Genomic DNA, 16,458 nt, shown 5'->3' with positions numbered 1-16,458 from the left:
GTGGGTGCGGAGTTCCCTCATGCCCTTTGCTCTCTACATGCTCGGCCTTGCCGTCTTCGCGCAAGGAACCTCCGAGTTCATGCTCTCCGGTCTCGGCCCCGACATCGCCGCCGACCTCGATGTGTCCCTCTCCACCGCGGGCACCCTGACCTCGGCCTTCGCCGTCGGGATGGTCATCGGTGCGCCGGTGATGGCCGTCATCGGCCGCCGCCGGCCGCGCAGGACCGCGCTGCTCGCCTTCCTGGTCACCTTCCTGCTCGTCCATGTCGTCGGCGCGCTGACCACCAGCTTCGCCGTGCTGCTCGCGACCCGGGTCGTCGGTGCGCTCGCCAACGCCGGGTTCCTCGCGGTGGCCCTCGTCGCCGCCATCGGCATGGTCGAGCCGAACGCCAAGGGGCGGGCCACCTCGGTGCTGCTCGGCGGCGTCACTCTCGCCTGCGTCGCGGGCGTCCCGGGCGGCGCGCTGCTCGGGCAGTTCTGGGGGTGGCGGTCCGCGTTCTGGGCGGTGGCCCTCGTCTCGGTGCCCGCCGTCATCGCGATCCTGCGCTCCGTGCCCGCCGGTGCGCCCGACGCGGCAGGGGCCGACGCGCGGGCGGAGCTGCGCTCGCTGCGCGACCCGGGTCTCCTGGTCACGCTGCTTCTCGGCGCCCTGGTGAACGGTGCCACCTTCTGTACGTTCACCTATCTCTCGCCGCTGATCACCAACGTCGCCGCTTTCTCGGAGAGTTGGGTGCCCGTGCTGCTCGCGCTCTTCGGCGCGGGGTCGTTCGTCGGAGTCACGGTCGCGGGACGGTTCGCCGACGCGCGACCCGTACGGTTCCTCCTCGCGGGCGCGGTGGCGCTGCTCGCCGGGTGGGTGCTCTTCGCGCTCACCGCCAAGAACCCCGTGGCGGCGGTCGTGCTCGTCCTCGTCCAGGGCGCGCTGTCCTTCGGCGTCGGCTCCGCCCTGATCACCCGGGCGCTGTACGCGGCGACCGGCGCCCCCACCCTCGCGGGCGGCTTCGCCACGGCCGCGCTGAACGTGGGCGCCGCGATCGGTCCCGTGGGCGGCGGCCTCGCCCTCTCGGCGGGGCTCGGCCACCGCTCGCCGCTGTGGGTCAGCGCGCTGCTCGTGGCGCTGGCCCTGGTGGTCGGGGCCGTGGCACTGGGGAAGCGTCAGCCCGCGTCCGGGAACGACAGCCGCTGGAGCAGTCCCCAGGTGAACTCGGCCACGCAGCGGCGCGGCTGACCCGCACCGTCCGGCGCGGTGAAGGCGAGTCTGGCGGTACCTCCCATGCCCTTAAGGCTATGGGGGAGCGTGGGCGCCGTGCCCTCCATGGGGCGGGCCGGGGCGAACGCGCGGGCGGCCTCGTCGACCGTGCACGACCAGGGGGTGAGGTCGTCCAGGGTGCGCAGTGCGGGGCCCGGTGTGCCGGGCGCGCGGATCAGCCACTCGTTCCACACCGCGCCGTTCGGGGCGCGCAGGACCTCGAAGCGCAGGGTCGGCCAGAGCGGCACCGGCCACAGCAGGGCCTCGCACTCCAGGTCGCCGATCTGCCGGGCCGCCGTGGTCTCGGGGGCGCCGAGCACCGAGCGGTAGCGGGAGGCGGCGCCGCGCGAGCGGGGCGAACGGGACATCGCCTGCCAGCGGCGGTTGGCCTCGCGCATGTCCGCGATGGAGACGCCGAGCTCGTGACGGGCCGCCTCCACCAGGTCCGGGTTGTGGTCGGCCATGCGGCGCAACAGGACCAGCTGGAAGTCGAGCGGGGTGAACGCGGAGCTAGCGGACATGCGCTCCATGGTCGCGCACCGCCGCCGCTCCCGGGCGGCGCCCGCCGGGAAGGAACAGGACCGAGTTGACGTACCGGGGCCTGCGCGGTGTGAGCACCCGGCGAAGGAGCCCCTGCGACACGACGTACGACGTGTCGTTCTGGTGCGCCTCCAGATCGAAGCCGTCGAGCGGCACCCAGGTGTCGTGGGGGAGCACCCAGCCCCGGTAGCCGTGGTGCCGGGTGAGCAGCTCGATGATCGGCTCGATCGGCTGGATGCGGGACTCCAGCTCGATGAAGAGGGCCGGCCGGTCCCGGGTGAGCAGATCGCGGGCGCCGTGCAGGACCGGCAGTTCGTTGCCGTCCACGTCGATCTTGATGAAGTCGACGTCGCGCAGGCCGAGCCCGTCCAGGGTGAGGCAGGGCACCTCGACCGCCTTGGCGTGGATGTCCCTGCGGATGAGCGAGGAGACCCCGCGGTCCCCGCGGTCGCCCTGCGGCAGCCAGAGCCGTGCCGTGCCGGGGCGGTCGGTGGCCGCGGCCTGGATCACCCGGACGTTGCCGGGCGTGGAGGTCTCCAGGAACCTGGCCAGATGCGGTACGGGCTCCACGGTCACCACGCGGCGCGCACGCGAGGCCAGGCGGCGCGACCAGGGGCCGTACCAGCCGCCGACGTCCACCGCCGTGCCGCAGCCGCGCGGGCAGAGGTCGGCGAGGCGGGCCAGCTCCGGCTCGAAGCGGGGGTAGACGAGGCGGGCCACGGCGCCGATGAGGCGGGCGGGAAGGTGCGGGGCGAGGCGGGCCGCCACGGTCTTGTGGGGTTTGGTGTCGTGGGGCTTGGGGGCGGACCTTTCGGGGCCCGTCACGGGGAGATCCGCTTCAGGAGCTGCTCGTGCTCGTCCTCGGATATCTGCTCGCCGGACGAGGGCAGGAGCTGCGGTATGCCGTCGATGATCGGATAGCGGCGGCGCAACCGCGGGTTGTAGAGCACCTCCTCCGGTACGAGGGGCTCCGCGGGCTCCAGGAGGTGCAGCGGCCCCTTGTCCAGCGGACAGGCGAGGATCTTCAGGAGGGGGTCTTCGGGGTTCATCAGCTCGTCAACTCCTTGGTCGGCGGCGTTGGTTGAGGCGGGGCCGCGTCATGCTTGGGCATGGCGAGGAGCACGGACACCGCGAGCGCCGTGCCCGCGATCCGCAGGGCGAGCCGCAGCGGTTCCTCGGGCAGCGGCTCGCCGAAGGCCAGCGTGCCGAGTACCGCGGTGAACAGCGCGGTAACCGTCGTGCACACGGGGACGATGAGTGAGGCCCGGCAGCGCTGCAGCGCCGCCTGCGACATGACCAGGCCGAACGCGCCGGTGAACAGCAGGAGATACGGATACGGGGAGCGCAGCAGGTCGAGCAGCGCGGAGCCGAGTTCGTCCGTGGTCAGATAGCTCGACACGCCCTTGATCGCGAGCGAGCTGACGCCGTAGAGGAGTCCGACGGCGACCCCGTACTCGACGCCCGTCGTGGGCAGCCGGTGCCGGTGCTTGGCCCGCCGCTCGGCCGATCCGTACAGCAGGACCCCCGCGGCGAGCGAGGGCAGGCAGACCGTGAGGACGAGCGGGACGGGCGCGCTGCGGCTCACGGTGTCCGCCTCCTCGCTCAGCGAGAGGACGACCATGAGCAGCGCGAGGAGGATGGCCCCGACGGCGTACCGCTCACGCCCCGAAGTCCGCTCCCCGAGCAGTACGGAGGAGAGCAGCAGCAGGAGCACGAGCCCGGAGACGAAGATGCCCTGCGCGGCGGCGATCGGCAGCGTCCGGTAGACGGCGAGCTGCGCGCCGAACCCGGCGGCGAGCGCGAGCGATCCGCCGATCCACAGCGGGCTCGAGATGACCTGCCTGAGCAGCCGTGCCGGGCTGCGCACGCTGACGGAGGGCATCGCGGTGAGGGCACGTTTCTCCAGGACGAACCCAGTGCTGTAGAGGACGTTCGCAAGCAGGGCCGCGGTCACACCCCACCACATGGTCTACGACCTTCGGGCGTGCAGCAGCAGGATCGACGAGGCGCTCGGCACGGCGCAGGCGAGCCGGTCCAGGGCGCGCAGCGGACGCGGTACGCCGTGGAAGGGCGCACCGGCGACGCGCACCACCTCGAAGCCGGACGCGGCGACGAACTCCCGCAGCGCGCGGGCGGTGTAGAGCCGCAGATGCCCGACGACCTCGCTTCCCGGACGCCCGTGGATGCCGCGCAGACTGACCTCGGAGAAGACGGGCTGCACCCCCGCGAGCAGGAGCCCGCGGTTGTACCAGGCGGCGAGGTTGGGCGTGGACAGCATCAGATGCCCTCCTGGCCTGAGCACTCTCCGCAGCTCGTCGAGTGCGCTGTCGGGGTCGACGAGATGCTCGATGACCTCGCTGAAGAGCACGGCATCGGCGGAGCCGTCGCCGAACGGGAGTCCGCCGTCGGTGAGTTCACCGCGTACGACGTACGGCAGATGGGCGTGGGCCCGCTTGAGGGCGTCCTGGGACCAGTCGACGCCGACGACGCGATGCCCGGCGAGAAGCGGTGCCGCGGTCGCGGCCGCGGTGCCGTCGCCGCAGCCTATGTCGAGGACGACGGCGGTGCGGGCGGTGGCGGGGCCGAGGGCGTCGGCGAGCATCCGGGCCTGGCGGATGCTGCGGGCGTCGCCGGAGGCGACGGGGACGGAGGGGTCCTCGTAGAAGTCCCGCAGATCACGGGGAGCGGTACTGGTACTGGAACTGGTATTGGTGCTTGCACTGCTCATGACGTGGCCCCCTCCTCCGTGTGCTCCGTGTGCTCCGTGTGCTCAGTCGCGTGGAGGTAGTGCTCGAAGAGATCGCGCAGATGGGCACCGTCGCCGCTGCTGAGCAGGGACTTCGACCAGCGCAGTGCGACATGGAGACGGCCCGCGGTGGACGCCGTGGTCACGGTCAGGCCGCGGGGCAGCCGTGCGGGCGCGGAGAACCAGACGGCGTGCGCGCGACCGGCGTCACCGAAGTCCAGGGAGTACGGGACGCGCCCGATGTTGCTGAGCAGCGTGGTGGAGGTCCAGGGCGCGGCGGCTCTGCGCAGGCCGCGCGTGACGGCGGCTCTGAAGGTGACGGGCAGGACGGGTGAGGTCAGAAGGGCCGCTCCCCGGCCGAGTTGGGGCCGGGAGAGGGCCTTGAGGGCGCGGGTGCGGTCGGCGGTGCGGCGCAGGAGTGCTCCGATGTCCTCGGGCCCCCACGCCTCGGAGGTCAACTCATCAGCACTGAAGGGCACTTCCACAAGGCGCGTCCCGTTCCCGATGGGCATGTCCATGTCCCGGGTCCGGTCGTCGACGGGCATGGTGATCCGGAACGGCTTCGGCCGCGCTCCGTGCTCCCGGTTCCAGTGCGCGATCATCAGCGCGGTCGCCACCATGAGCTGATCGTTCACGGTGAACGGCGCCCCCTTGGGCCGCCGGGGCACAGGCAACTCGGCGACGAGCATGCCGTTGCCGGTAGAGGGCTCGGGCGTGCCACGCGAGACACGGGCAGGCGGAGCCCACCCCGAGGGCGCATCGCCGACGCCTTCCGCACTCTCGGGCACGGAGGCGGAGGGCGTACGCAGAGGAGGAGCGGCCGGGGAGTTGTCCTGCCCACCGTACAACTCGGCGGCGGTGGCGAGCACACGGAGGCAGGCGGGGCCGTCGAGGGCGGTGTGGTTGATGGTGAGGAAGAGGACGCTAGCACTGGCGGGGCGCCCTGAACCGGGTGACGTGACGCCCGCGTCGGGGCCGCCGACGCCCGGGAAGGGCGAGGCGCCCACGGGCTGAAGGCCCCCCACAGGGCCGGTGCCGACGAGGCCAGGGCCACTGGAGTCACCTGCGCCCCCCTCGCTGTCAGCGGCGACTGGGCTGCTGGGGGTGATGTCTACACCGGACTTGGCGTCCGCCCGGCCGTCGGCGGCGGCTTCGCCGCCGGGCGACGCCGGGGTGCCCGGTCCGCCCGTACCGTCACCCCCGCCGGAGGCGTTCGCCTCGGCGGCGATCACCTCCAAGCGGATCGGCGGGGAAGCCGACAGCGGTGGGGCTTCGGAGAGGGAGCGGGTGCGGGCCTTTTTCAGGGCGTCTCGTTCCGGGGGTGGGAACGTCACCACCTCCACGTCCGGCTCCGCCGTCAGTTCCCACTCGTAGCGGCGGCGGTACCAAGGCCCCCGCGCCTCCCGCATCAGGATGCGCGGGTGGCGGCGCAGGGCCTCGGTGAACGCGGCCTTCAGGCGGGCCGGGTCCGGGGTGCCGGGCAGGTGCACCTCGATGTGCACCGTCTCCGGCTCCTCCTCCTGGAGGCAGTGCCTTGCGACCTCGTCGACGACGGGGAACGGCACGCGCTCCGGGGGCCGTTCGGGTCCGTCCGCGTGACGTGCCGGGTGATCGAGTGCGGTCATCGGTCCGTGTCCTCCCCGGGGGCGGACGGCGCCGCGGCTCCCACCGGCCCGTCCGTCGCCCTTGGCCTGCGCCGCCTGAAGCGCGTGGTCCGCGTGGTCCGCGTACCCGGCGGCGCCGGTTCCGGCTGGGCCGACGCGGGGCCCCTGGCGGAGATGGTCGAGCTGGTCGTCGCCTGGGGAGCGCCACCGGCGTCCTGGCCACGGGAGCCCGGCCCGCTCTCGCCGCGCTTCCGGCGCGGCAGCGGAGCCGTCCCCAGGTCCCTGTCGGGGCCCGGCGGTGGCGTCGTCGGAGGAGCCACCGGAGGCGCCGGGGGCGGCGGCTGGTGCGCGGGCGGCTCCCACGGAGCGGCCTCGCCACCCCCACCGGGGGACGCGGACGTCACCGGAGCCCCTGCTGCCGCCCCCCGCACACTCACCAGCGCCGCGAACAGCGCGATGAGCGCGAGGAGTTGGGCCGCCGGGCTGAACGCGCCCTCGTCCGCCGTTGCCGGCTCACCGGCACCCACCGCCGCCGCGATCCCCGCCCCCGCCATCGCCACCAAGGCGAGCGGGACGAGCAGCGCGTGACGGCGCCAGGCAAGGAGGGCGAGCGCGGGCACGAGCAGCGCGAACCAGCCCGCGATCACCGCGGCCACCAGCGTCAGCGCCACCGTGCCGAGGATCAGCCCCGGCGCGGGCGGCGCCACGTCCGGACCGTCCGGGTTCGGCTCGCGGCGCCGGACCAGAACCAGGGCGATGAGAGCCAACACCCCGATACCGCCGCCGATCAGGCCGATCTCGTAGATCCGCGAGGGCTCGTAGGAGAGCTTGACCGTGCCGCCCTCGCCCTTGGGGACCAGGAAGCCCTGCTGCCAGCCGTCGAGGCGTACGGACGACAGCTCCTTGCCGTTCAGCGTGGCCTTCCAGCCGTCGTTGATGTTCTCGTAGGTCGAGAGGTACGAGGCCGCGCCCGCGCCCACCGACACCTCGCGCCGGTCGCCGAGCCAGTCCCTGATGTCGAGGGAGCGCGACTCCTCGTCGATCGCGCCCGGTGTCCCCTGCGTCAGCGAGACGTCCATGAGGACGAGCGGGCCGGCGTCCCCGGCCTCGACGGTGTGCTTGCCGGCGCCGAGCGACAGGGCCGTGTCCTGCGAACCGCGCGAGCAGAGCGTCACCTCGATGGGCCGCCGCTCGACCAGATCGCGTACCGAACCCTTCGCGCTCGTGGCGTGCAGCTTGCCGTCGACGGCGAGGTCCGGGCCTTCACCGCAGGCGAGCTCGAAGGTCGCCGAGGCCTTGGGCTGCTTCGTCCGGTACTTGTCGAGCGCCGGGACGTAGGCCTCGGTGAGCCCCACCGGCAGCTGCAACTCGTCGTCCGCCACCGGGTTGTGGACCGTCAGCGGCGCGGTCTCGGTGACCGTGATGGTCAGCTCGTCCGTGGTGATCGGCGGGAACCGCACGTTGCCGTTCTCGTCGACGCCGGCGATCGCCGCGCCGTCCGGCGAGCTGATCTCGACCTTTACAGGGCGCGTCGAGAGCCCGCCCGCAGCCGGCAGGACGATCTCGTCGATCGCCTCCTTGCCCTTCCACCTCAGATGGATCACGGGACTGTCGCCGGCGATCCAGGCCGTCGTCAGATCGCCGTCCGTGAGATTGCGCGGCGACAGACCGCCTCCGAGCCTGGACGTGGAGTCGGCGCTCGCGACGATCTGGTCCTTCTGCTCCGGCGCCACCTTGTACAGCAGCTTGTCGAGCTCGGACCCCGGCATGGCGACCGCGCTCGCCTTCACCTCGTACTCGGCCTCGGCCGCACTCGTGAAGCGGCGGTGCAGCCCCGACTCGGTGTTCACCGGCGACAGGGCGCTCGGGTCCGATGAGCGGTGCATCGAGTACGTCGTGGCGTCGGCGCCTGCCGCAGGCTCCCGGTTCGGGGCGAGCCCGGTGTCCGTGGGCAGCTGCAGCAGCTTCGTCACGCGCACACCCGGAACGGTGATCTCCGAGAACCCCGCGCCCGTCAGACCCGCCTTGCCGATCTCCGCGTCCAGGATGGTGACCTTGAGCCAACTCGACTCGCCCGCGGGCGCCTTGACGCTCTGGCGCATGCCGTTGGGCTGCAGCGAACTCGTGCGGCTGCCCTGCTCCGTCTCCACCCGCACCCGGGTGGGCGCGGCCCGCACACCCTCCTGCGGCAGCGGCGTGAGCCGGATCGAGGACGGGACGGACTCCTTGGACCTGAACTCGGCCTTGATCCAGGCACCGTCGGGCTTTCCGGGGCTGCCCTCGGCCCATGCCGTGGCCGGATTGCCGTCGAAGGCGTTCACGGGGTCGTACTGCGGCAGATGGAAGAGCCAGTTGCCGTAGCTCGACGCCGTCACGGACTTCGCGCCGCGCAGCTCAGCCGTCGTCTGGTGCTCGACGCCCGTGGTGGGCAGGATCTGGTGCGGCTTCTTGCCCGCGTCCTGGAGGGCCCCGCTCGCGTTGCGTTCGCCCGCTGTGTACGTGTAGGAGGTGTTGGAGTTGACCAGGCCGAAGCGCGTGTCGGCGCGGCGCAGACCGTCACCGACCGCCTGCAGGCCGGGAGTTCCGACGCCCGGGTGGTTGTCGCCCGTCAGGACGGAGGGCCGGTCCCGCATCGAGGGGTCGGCGGACAGCTGGAGCAGCGACTCGGGGCCACCGCTCACCACGGCCGTGTTCGAGACCGGCTTGATCCCGGCCTGACCGGGCCGCTCGGCTCCCGACCCGGGTGCGTAGATCTCCACGGCGCGCTGGCGCGGGTAGAGGCCCTCGACCTGGAGGGGCGTGTCGTTCGCTATCTTCCCGCCGGTCTCCGTCGGACCGAAGCCGGTGACCCGCTCGAAGCCCGACTCCTCCAGGGTCCGCTTCACGGTCGCGGTCGGTATGTTGCCGACCTGATCCGGGTCGAGGTCATTGCGTACGACGACGTAGTACAGGCCCGCGCGCGTCACGTAGTCCCGCAGTCCCGGGACCTCGCCACCGGTCGCGAGGGCCTGCTCCACCGCGTCCATCGCGCGCCGGTTGCCCGCCGTGCCGAACGGGACGTAGTCCCGCTGCGCCCAGCGCGACTCCGCGAGTACGTCGAGGGGCTGGTCGATGGGCGAGCCCCAGGTGTAGATGCCGTGCGCGGTGGCGGGCACCACGAGGGCGCGGGAGTCGGGGGAGTACTTCTTCAGCCAGTCGCCCGTCGCCTCCCAGTAGTCGGGCAGCTTCTGGAACGAGCCGGGCTGGAGGATCGAGCCGTTCAGGTAGGGGAAAGCGAGACCCGGCAGCACGAGCAGGGCCGCGATCAGCGGGGCGAACTTGCGCCCGCGCACCGGCCGCGCCCCGCGCGCCTGCGCGGCCACGCCCACGAGATGCATCAGACCGAAGACCAGCGCGAGCGCGAGGCCCGTCTGGAACTTGTAGATGTTCCGGAAGGGGACGAGCCCGCCGTTCAGCCACGACTGCACCGTCTCGTGGAAGGGCGCACCGAACGAGCCGCCGTACCCGGCGAGCGTGATCAGCGCGACCGACAGCACGGTCAGGACGAGCCAGCGCCGCTCGGGCAGATCGCGCCGCGCGAGCCCGGCGAGGCCGAGGGCTGCGGCGAGCGCCGAGCAGACCACGACGACCACGGACGTCGCGACCGTCCACCCGGCGGGCAGCCACGCCTCACCGAAGTGCAGATAGGCGACCCAGTTGCCGGCGCCGCGGAGTGTCTCCGTGGCCGACATCGTGCCGGTCGTGGTGGCCGAGTTCTCCACGTAGGGAAGGAAGTTCTCGCCGTAGATGCCGAGCATCAGGAGCGGCACCACCCACCAGGCGGTGGCGAGGATGACGCCGGGCACCCACCAGGTGATCAGCTTCCGCTTGCGCGGGCCGTTCGGCCGCGACAGGAGATACAGGCCCACCGGAAGGAGGGACGCCAGCGTCGCCGCCGCGTTCACGCCGCCCATGAAGGGGATGAAGAGCGCGGACCGCAGGGCGGCAGAGCGTGCGCTGATGCGGTCGTTCGTCAGCGGGAGCAGCACCCACGGCAGCAGAGCGCCGGGCAGCGCCGCCGCCGACGTCGACCCGACGACGACCGTGAACGTCGGCCACAGGGCGTACGCCACCGCGCCGAGCAGCCGGCTCGCACTGCTGCCGATCTGCAACCTCTCGGCCAGCCGCAGCGCACCCCAGAAGGCGGTCGCCACGATCAGTGAGAGCCACAGCCGCTCCGCGAGCCACACCGGCAGCTGGACGAGGTCCGCGAGGCCGTAGAACGGCAGCATCGGCCACGTATAGCCGACGTACTGGTCCTGGATGCCGCCGAACCCGCCCCGGTCGTGCCACAGCTGGCCCAGGTCGGAGAGGAACTGCCAGGGGTCGACGGCGACTCCCAGCTTCGTGTCGAACGTCATCCGCCCCGGCTTCACGGCCAGGAAGAGGACGAGGACCACGGCCCAGAACCCGAGCAGCCAGCGCTTCGAGCGCGGCCCTCTGCCGGGTTCGGGGGCGTCAGCCGTTGGCCGGACTGCCGCCGGGGGTGGGGCCTGGACCGTGGTCATGGACACCGCCTGAGGATGAGAAGGAGATTCCAGGTGGCGAACTCGCGTACACCCGGCACTTTGGTGATGCCACTGGCCAGGAAGGGCCAGTAGCGGGACCGTGCGGACACGACGGACACGTCGCCCCTCGCCCGCACTTGGCGCAGGGTCGGGCCGACGTGGTGGGCGAAGAGGTTCTCGCCGAGCGTGTGTTTGGCTGCCTTGCCTGTACGTCGTTCATAGCGGGCGCGGCCACGGGCGCCGCCCAGATAGTGCCAGGGCGCCCACTCGTGGCCGCCCCACGGCGAGTACCAGTTGGTGAAGGAGACGTAGATCAGACCGCCGGGCCTGGTCACCCGCACCATCTCGCTGAGGAACGTCTGCGGGTCGTCCACGTGCTCCAGGACGTTGGAGGAGAAAGCGACGTCGGCGACGCCGTCCCCCAAAGGGAGGAGGTAGCCGTCGGCGACGACTGCGCCCTCCGGCGGTTTGGCGCCCAGCTCGGCCGGGTCCGGCTCGAAGAGGAAACTCTGCGCGCCGCGCCGCCGGAACTCCTCGGTGAAATAGCCACCGCCGCCGCCGACATCGACGACGACACGGCCCTTGACCGGTCCATAGGCCTCGACCTGGTCGGCGGCGTCACGGGCGAGCAGGGTGTAACACCGCTCGGGCTCCTGCTGCTCGCGCAGAAAGGCCCGGAAGAGGGTGACGGATCGGCGCAGGGACGGGTCCTTCACGCGGACCCCTGGGCGGCCTGGTGCGTGACGATCGCCTCGGAGGCCACCGCCTGGAACTCGCGTACGGAATTGGCCCACCGGTAGCTGGTGGCCCGTTCGCCCGCCGCCTTGCCGAAGGTCTCGCGGCGCTCCGTGCTCAGCGCCAGGGTGCACCAGGCGGCGGCGAAGGAACTCTCGCCCCGGGCGAGCAGCCCCGTCACACCGTCCTCGATGGAGTCACGTACGCCCGGTACGTCGAAGCCGATCGCCGGGGTCGAGCGGGTCGCCGCCTCGGTGATGACCAGGCCCCAGCCCTCGACGGCCGAGGGGTGCAGGAGCATCCACGCCTCGCAGAGCAGCCGGTGCTTCTCCGCCTCGGAGACATGGCCCCTGAACTCGACGCCGGCTCCTGCGAGTTGTCGCAGCCGCTCGCGCTCCGGACCGTCGCCCACGATCACCAGACGTCCGCCGGTGACGGGCCTGACGCGCTCCCAGAGCCGAAGGAGCAGATCGATGCGCTTGTACTCGACGAGTCGTCCCATCGCGAGGAACATCGGCTCGTCCGAGCGGGGGTGGAGCGGGCCCGGCTCCTCTACCCCGTTGTGGACTATGCGTATGCGCTCACGCTCGACGCCTATCGCGCGCAGGGCGGTGGCCGTCGACGGCGAGACGGCCACCAGTAGATTGCCGCGCTGGGCACCGGAGAGCGACCAGTGTTCGAGTCTTCGGCCGAGCCGGGCCGCGGGGGCGAGCGCACCCTGGAAGCGCATCCCCCACAGATCGGTGTGGACGTGGTTGACCAGACACAGCGTGGGCCCGCGGTGCCACAGCGGCGCCAGATACGGCATGCCGTTGCAGACCTCGACCAGAAGGTCGCAGTCGCCGACCTGCCGGGTGAAGGCGGACCGCGAGCGCAGATAGTGCCCGAGGTCACCGCCCGCCGACACGACGCGGTAGTCACGGGAGGCGGCAGGGCCCCCGCACAGGAGGGTGACCTGATGGCCGAGCTTGCTCAGGCCGTCGGCAAGACGGTCGACGAGCAGTTCGGATCCGCCCGCGGCCGGGTTCGCGAGGTCGCGACGGGCGAGGAATACGATCCGGCGCGGCTGCGGGGGAGGTGCCGGTAGCCGTTGCGCGACCCGCGGGGTGGCGGCGCGCAGCGGAGAAGGCACGTGCTGGGGCATGCGTGCTCCAACTCGTCAGGGTGCGGAACCGTGAGGTCGCTATGGGGGGTTGCACCGTTCGGGGGTCGCTAACGGAGGTGCTGTGCTCTGACTGTGCGGGGGTGGTGCGGGGGCGGTGCGGGGACTGTGCTCGGGTGGGGTCGTTAGTTTTCGCCGCCGTGTTCGACGCGGCTACTCACCGAAGTGACAACTTTCGGGGTTTCAACAGCTGACGTCTCATCACATCGTGGTGGGTTGCAGGGCGGTTGGGGACGTATCGCTATGCGGACCGCCCGGCTCCGCCGCTGAACCGGGCCCTCCGGGCCCATCGGACCCCTGCGCCCCACTGTCGGAACGTCGTCCGCGGATGACAAGAACGCCTCCCGCGATCGCCAGCAGCGCACCCAGGACACCCGTCCCCACGGGCAGCGTCTCGCCCACCAGCTTCAGCCGGCTGCTGTCGTCGTCGGCGAGCCCGACCTGCGTCTTCTGCGTCTTCTCGGTGAACGCGATGCGCTTGCTGTCGAGCAGCACCGTCGCGTCCTTGTCCGAGCCGGGCGCGCGCAGCGTCTTGCGGGGGCCGATCGCCGCGTAGATGATCCGGCCCGTGCGCTTGTCGGCGACCAGCTCGACGCCGTGGTTGGCGTACCACTCCTCGGCCAGCACGTTGCTGCGCTCCGGCTGCCCCACCAGACGGCCCGGCACCAGACGGGTGCCGGTCTTGGCGGGCTTCACCTTGGCGGTGAAGCGGTAGCCCTCGTACCCCTGGATCTTCTTCGTGCCGCGGAAGGTCAGCGGGACGGTCGCGCCGAGGGTGTTGTCCCACCAGGTGTAGGAGCGCTTCTCCACGTCGAAGGGGAACTTGAGGTAGGCCTCGCCCTCGAAGTACGGCTTCTCGTCGCAGCAGTGCACCGGCTTGTTGGTCTCGCGGTCGGTGACCCAGCGCTCCGTCGTGAACTGGAGCGAATCGTGCGGGTCCGAAGCCGGCAGGGACTTGTCCGGATCGACGGACGTGACCACGTCCCAGACCGCGTGCTCGCTGTTGCTGTCCTCCACGTCGCCCCGGACCTGCCGCGTGATCGTGAGGTTCTTGTCGCGCACCGTCTTGATCTTCGAGGTGTCGAAATAGCTGCCTTTGCCCTTGAAAACGGTGATGGTGTCGATGTCCACGGGCGTGCGTTTCGCGCGCGGCTCGACGTACCACGCGAGCATCGGGGCCAGGACGAGCAGAAAGACGCCGAGTCCGAGGAGGATCAGCGAGAGGGGCGAGGCTGTGCGGCGCATCCGGCACTCCTGGGGGCGGGTGAGAAGTGTTACCGAGCCGTAGGGGCCGGAACGCTAGGCGGACCCTTGACGAAGTGTCAATGCGTTGATGAAACTGTGCACCTACCGGGTGGGGCCGGTAAAGGACTGTGCGAGCGCCATCCGCGCGACCTGGGTGGGGACGACCTCCAGCAGAGAGGCTGACCCTGACATGCACCGATTGCTCGCCGCCGGTCTGACCGTCGTCGCCGCCGCGGCACTCGCCGTGGCCGCCGCGTTCGGCGTCGTCGCGCTCCTGAACGCGACCCCGGACCAGCCCAACACCCCCCTCGTGCACTACGAGACTGCCCCTCGGGGGCAGTGAGTGACCGTGCCCGTGACCGAGAGCCAGGGTTCGCTGTCCGTCCGCTCGGCCTGGCGTGACGTGCCGCCCGTGCAGGTGCGGCAGTTCGCCGCGCTCGCCCTGGACGAAGTGCCCGCCCTCGCCCAGGACATCCTGCGGGAGATCCGCGCCGAGTACCCCGGCCTGCCCGTCGTCCTCGACGACTCGGGCGAACCCATGGCGCTCGTCGGCATACGCCGCGCCTTGGAGGGGTTCGTCCAGCAGATCGCGGCCGCTGAGGGCGGGCGGCCCTGCTACCCCCTGGAGGTCTTCCAGGAGTTCGGCAGGGGCGAGGGCCTGCACGGCCGCAGCCTCGACTCGCTCCAGGCGATCTACCGCCTCGGCGTGCGGCTCGCCTGGCGCCGCCTGGCCGAGATCGGCCAGCAGATCGAGATCCCGCCACCGGCCATGTACGAACTCGCCGAGTCGGGCTTCGAGTACCTGGACGGACTCGTCGACCAGTCCGTCCGCGGATACGCCGAGGCCGCGGCCCGGCAGGCGGGTGAACGCCTGCGCCTGCAGCGGAAGTTGATGGACCTGCTGCTCTCCGAGCGGCGCGGGGACCCCGGCGCGGGAGCGCCGGCGGACTTCGGCCACAGCTCCGGCTCGCGCTCAACGCCGGGACAGCCCGGCGCCCGCAGCGCACTGGACGAACGGGCCGCCCGCGTCGGCTGGCAGCTGCCCGACCGGGTCGCCGTCGGCGTCCTCCTGCGCCCGGCGCGGGAAGCCGTGGCCCCCGCCGTCGGCCAGGGCGTCCTGCTCGACATGGAGACCGAACAGCCCCGCATGGTCGTTCCCGACCCGGACGCCGCGGGCCGCCCCGAACTCCTGCGGCGTGCCATGGCCGGCTGGTCCGGCGCGATCGGCCCGCCCGTACCGCTCGCCGACGCGGCGAAGTCACTGCGCTGGGCCCAGGCCGCCGTCCGCCTGATGGAACGCGGCCTGCTCCCCTCCGGTGAGGTCCTGCTCTGCACCGAGCACACCGAGGCCCTTGTCCTGCTCCAACCCGAGGAGCTCATCGAGGACTTGGCCCGCCGCTGCCTGGCCCCGCTCGCGCACTGCGGGCCCGCGCACGGCCGCCGCCTCGCCGAGACGCTGCTCGCCTGGCTGGAGACACGGGGCGGCGCCCCGGAGGTCGCGGCACGGCTCGGGGTGCATCCGCAGACGGTGCGCTACCGCCTGCGGCAGATCAGGGAACTGTGGGGCGACGAGGTCGACGACCCGGACCGCCGCTTCGAGCTGGAACTGGTGCTCAGGGCACGGCGGTTGCGGGGGGAGCTGGGACGGGTGGGCTGAGCGGGGAGCGGGGCGTTCGGCCAGCCGTACGGACAGCCCTGCGGGTAGCCTGCCGCAATGGACATAGCGGTACGCGCGCAGGCAGCACTCGGCGAGGGTCCTACTTGGGACCACGCCGCCCAGCGGCTGATCTGGGTCGACATCCTGAGCTCACGCGTCCACACGTACGACCCGTCGACCGGGCACCGCTCGGTCCTGGTCACCGAGCAGCACGTCGGCGCCGCGAAGCCGCGCACGGGCGGCGGCCTGGTGGTCAACCTCCGGGACGGCGTGGGCCTCCACGACTCCATGGCCGACGGGGGCGCCTTCCGCTGGCTGCACCGCGAGGTCGTGCCGGGCCGCCGGGGCAACGACGCCGCGGTCGCCCCCGACGGAGCGCTCTGGGCGGGCACGATGCGCTACGACGAGGGGGAGGGCGGCGGCAACCTCATCCGCCTGACCGGCGACGGTGCCGTGACCGAGGTCCTGGACGACGTGTCCGTCAGCAACGGCACGGGGTGGAGCCCGGACGGCCGCTCCATGTACTACATCGACACCCCGACCCGGCGCATCGACGTACTGGGCATGGGCGAGGGCCAACTCCCGGCGTCTCGGCGCCCCTTCGCCGCCATCGAGCCCGAAGCCGGCTACCCCGACGGCCTGACCGTCGACGCCGAGGGATGCGTCTGGGTCGCCCTGTGGGACGGCGCCGCCATCCGCCGCTACACCCCGTCCGGCGCCCTGGACCGGGTGATCGAACTCCCGGTGGTCCGCCCGACCGCGTGCGCGTTCGGCGGCGCGGGTCTGCGCGACCTGTACGTCACATCCGCCCGTACGGGACTTGAGGCGCCCCACCCCTTGTCCGGCTCGGTGCTCGTGCTGCCGGACGCCGGACAGGGCCTCGAACAGGCGGCGTTCGCCGGATAGGCGAGCCCGCGTCCGGCGCGGAACAGGCGGTTTGCCCCATAGGGGAAGCCGACACGGCTGGAACATT

14 protein-coding genes are annotated in these 16,458 nt (G+C 72.1%); 4 read left to right on the top strand and 10 right to left on the bottom strand.

What is annotated here, in order from left to right:
• The first annotated feature begins 19 nt into the window (after positions 1 to 19).
• A complete protein-coding gene (locus ACZ5WE_RS03600) occupies positions 20 to 1,228 on the top strand; it encodes a Cmx/CmrA family chloramphenicol efflux MFS transporter (RefSeq protein WP_467690892.1) in 1,209 nt (402 codons plus the stop codon).
• Here ACZ5WE_RS03600 and ACZ5WE_RS03595 read toward each other — a convergent pair.
• From ACZ5WE_RS03595 to pgfA, 10 genes are all read right to left on the bottom strand, one after another.
• Complete coding sequence (locus tag ACZ5WE_RS03595; RefSeq protein WP_467690891.1) at positions 1,156 to 1,779, bottom strand: hypothetical protein; 624 nt, start codon at positions 1,777 to 1,779, stop codon at positions 1,156 to 1,158. The genes ACZ5WE_RS03600 and ACZ5WE_RS03595 overlap by 73 nt on opposite strands.
• A complete protein-coding gene (locus tag ACZ5WE_RS03590; RefSeq protein ID WP_467690890.1) occupies positions 1,760 to 2,614 on the bottom strand; it encodes an FkbM family methyltransferase in 855 nt (284 codons plus the stop codon). The genes ACZ5WE_RS03595 and ACZ5WE_RS03590 overlap by 20 nt, the downstream gene beginning before the upstream one ends.
• Positions 2,611 to 2,838, bottom strand: coding sequence for a Trm112 family protein (locus ACZ5WE_RS03585; protein ID WP_160504877.1), 228 nt, complete (start codon positions 2,836 to 2,838; stop codon positions 2,611 to 2,613). Before ACZ5WE_RS03585 ends, ACZ5WE_RS03590 begins: the two co-directional genes overlap by 4 nt.
• Positions 2,838 to 3,743 (bottom strand): hypothetical protein, encoded by a 906-nt coding sequence (locus ACZ5WE_RS03580; RefSeq protein ID WP_467690889.1) that lies wholly within the window; start codon positions 3,741 to 3,743, stop codon positions 2,838 to 2,840. The genes ACZ5WE_RS03585 and ACZ5WE_RS03580 overlap by 1 nt, the downstream gene beginning before the upstream one ends.
• Before the next feature lie 15 nt (positions 3,744 to 3,758).
• A complete protein-coding gene (locus ACZ5WE_RS03575; RefSeq protein WP_467690888.1) occupies positions 3,759 to 4,517 on the bottom strand; it encodes a class I SAM-dependent methyltransferase in 759 nt (252 codons plus the stop codon).
• The gene (locus ACZ5WE_RS03570; RefSeq protein WP_467690887.1) at positions 4,514 to 6,160 is read right to left on the bottom strand and encodes a condensation protein; all 1,647 of its coding nucleotides are present in this window, start codon (positions 6,158 to 6,160) and stop codon (positions 4,514 to 4,516) included. Before ACZ5WE_RS03570 ends, ACZ5WE_RS03575 begins: the two co-directional genes overlap by 4 nt.
• Positions 6,157 to 10,686, bottom strand: a complete 4,530-nt coding sequence (locus ACZ5WE_RS03565; RefSeq protein WP_467690885.1) for an alpha-(1->3)-arabinofuranosyltransferase domain-containing protein — start codon at positions 10,684 to 10,686, stop codon at positions 6,157 to 6,159. The genes ACZ5WE_RS03570 and ACZ5WE_RS03565 overlap by 4 nt, the downstream gene beginning before the upstream one ends.
• Positions 10,683 to 11,402, bottom strand: coding sequence for a class I SAM-dependent methyltransferase (locus ACZ5WE_RS03560; RefSeq protein ID WP_467690884.1), 720 nt, complete (start codon positions 11,400 to 11,402; stop codon positions 10,683 to 10,685). The genes ACZ5WE_RS03565 and ACZ5WE_RS03560 overlap by 4 nt, the downstream gene beginning before the upstream one ends.
• Positions 11,399 to 12,565: a glycosyltransferase family 4 protein gene (locus ACZ5WE_RS03555; protein WP_467690883.1), complete on the bottom strand. Its 1,167-nt coding sequence runs from the start codon at positions 12,563 to 12,565 to the stop codon at positions 11,399 to 11,401. The genes ACZ5WE_RS03560 and ACZ5WE_RS03555 overlap by 4 nt, the downstream gene beginning before the upstream one ends.
• A gap of 219 nt (positions 12,566 to 12,784) precedes the next feature.
• Positions 12,785 to 13,828 carry a cell envelope lipid trafficking protein PgfA gene (gene pgfA / locus ACZ5WE_RS03550; protein ID WP_467690881.1) on the bottom strand — a complete coding sequence of 348 codons (1,044 nt, stop codon included), beginning with the start codon at positions 13,826 to 13,828 and terminating at the stop codon, positions 12,785 to 12,787.
• A 190-nt stretch (positions 13,829 to 14,018) separates the two neighbouring features.
• Between pgfA and ACZ5WE_RS03545 the strand changes: the two genes are divergently transcribed.
• The 3 genes from ACZ5WE_RS03545 to ACZ5WE_RS03535 are packed head-to-tail and all read left to right on the top strand — an operon-like array spanning position 14,019 to position 16,391.
• Positions 14,019 to 14,171 carry a hypothetical protein gene (locus ACZ5WE_RS03545; protein ID WP_344521185.1) on the top strand — a complete coding sequence of 51 codons (153 nt, stop codon included), beginning with the start codon at positions 14,019 to 14,021 and terminating at the stop codon, positions 14,169 to 14,171.
• 6 nt (positions 14,172 to 14,177) lie between these two features.
• Positions 14,178 to 15,485: a PucR-like N-terminal domain-containing protein gene (locus ACZ5WE_RS03540; RefSeq protein ID WP_467690880.1), complete on the top strand. Its 1,308-nt coding sequence runs from the start codon at positions 14,178 to 14,180 to the stop codon at positions 15,483 to 15,485.
• Positions 15,486 to 15,542: 57 nt separating this feature from the next.
• The gene (locus ACZ5WE_RS03535; protein ID WP_467690878.1) at positions 15,543 to 16,391 is read left to right on the top strand and encodes an SMP-30/gluconolactonase/LRE family protein; all 849 of its coding nucleotides are present in this window, start codon (positions 15,543 to 15,545) and stop codon (positions 16,389 to 16,391) included.
• The last annotated feature ends 67 nt before the right edge of the window (positions 16,392 to 16,458 follow it).

The organism is Streptomyces sp. NPDC033180 (assembly GCF_055577645.1).
The sequence above is the reverse complement of the archived record's forward strand: the minus strand, read 5'-3'. Positions and strand labels throughout refer to the sequence as shown.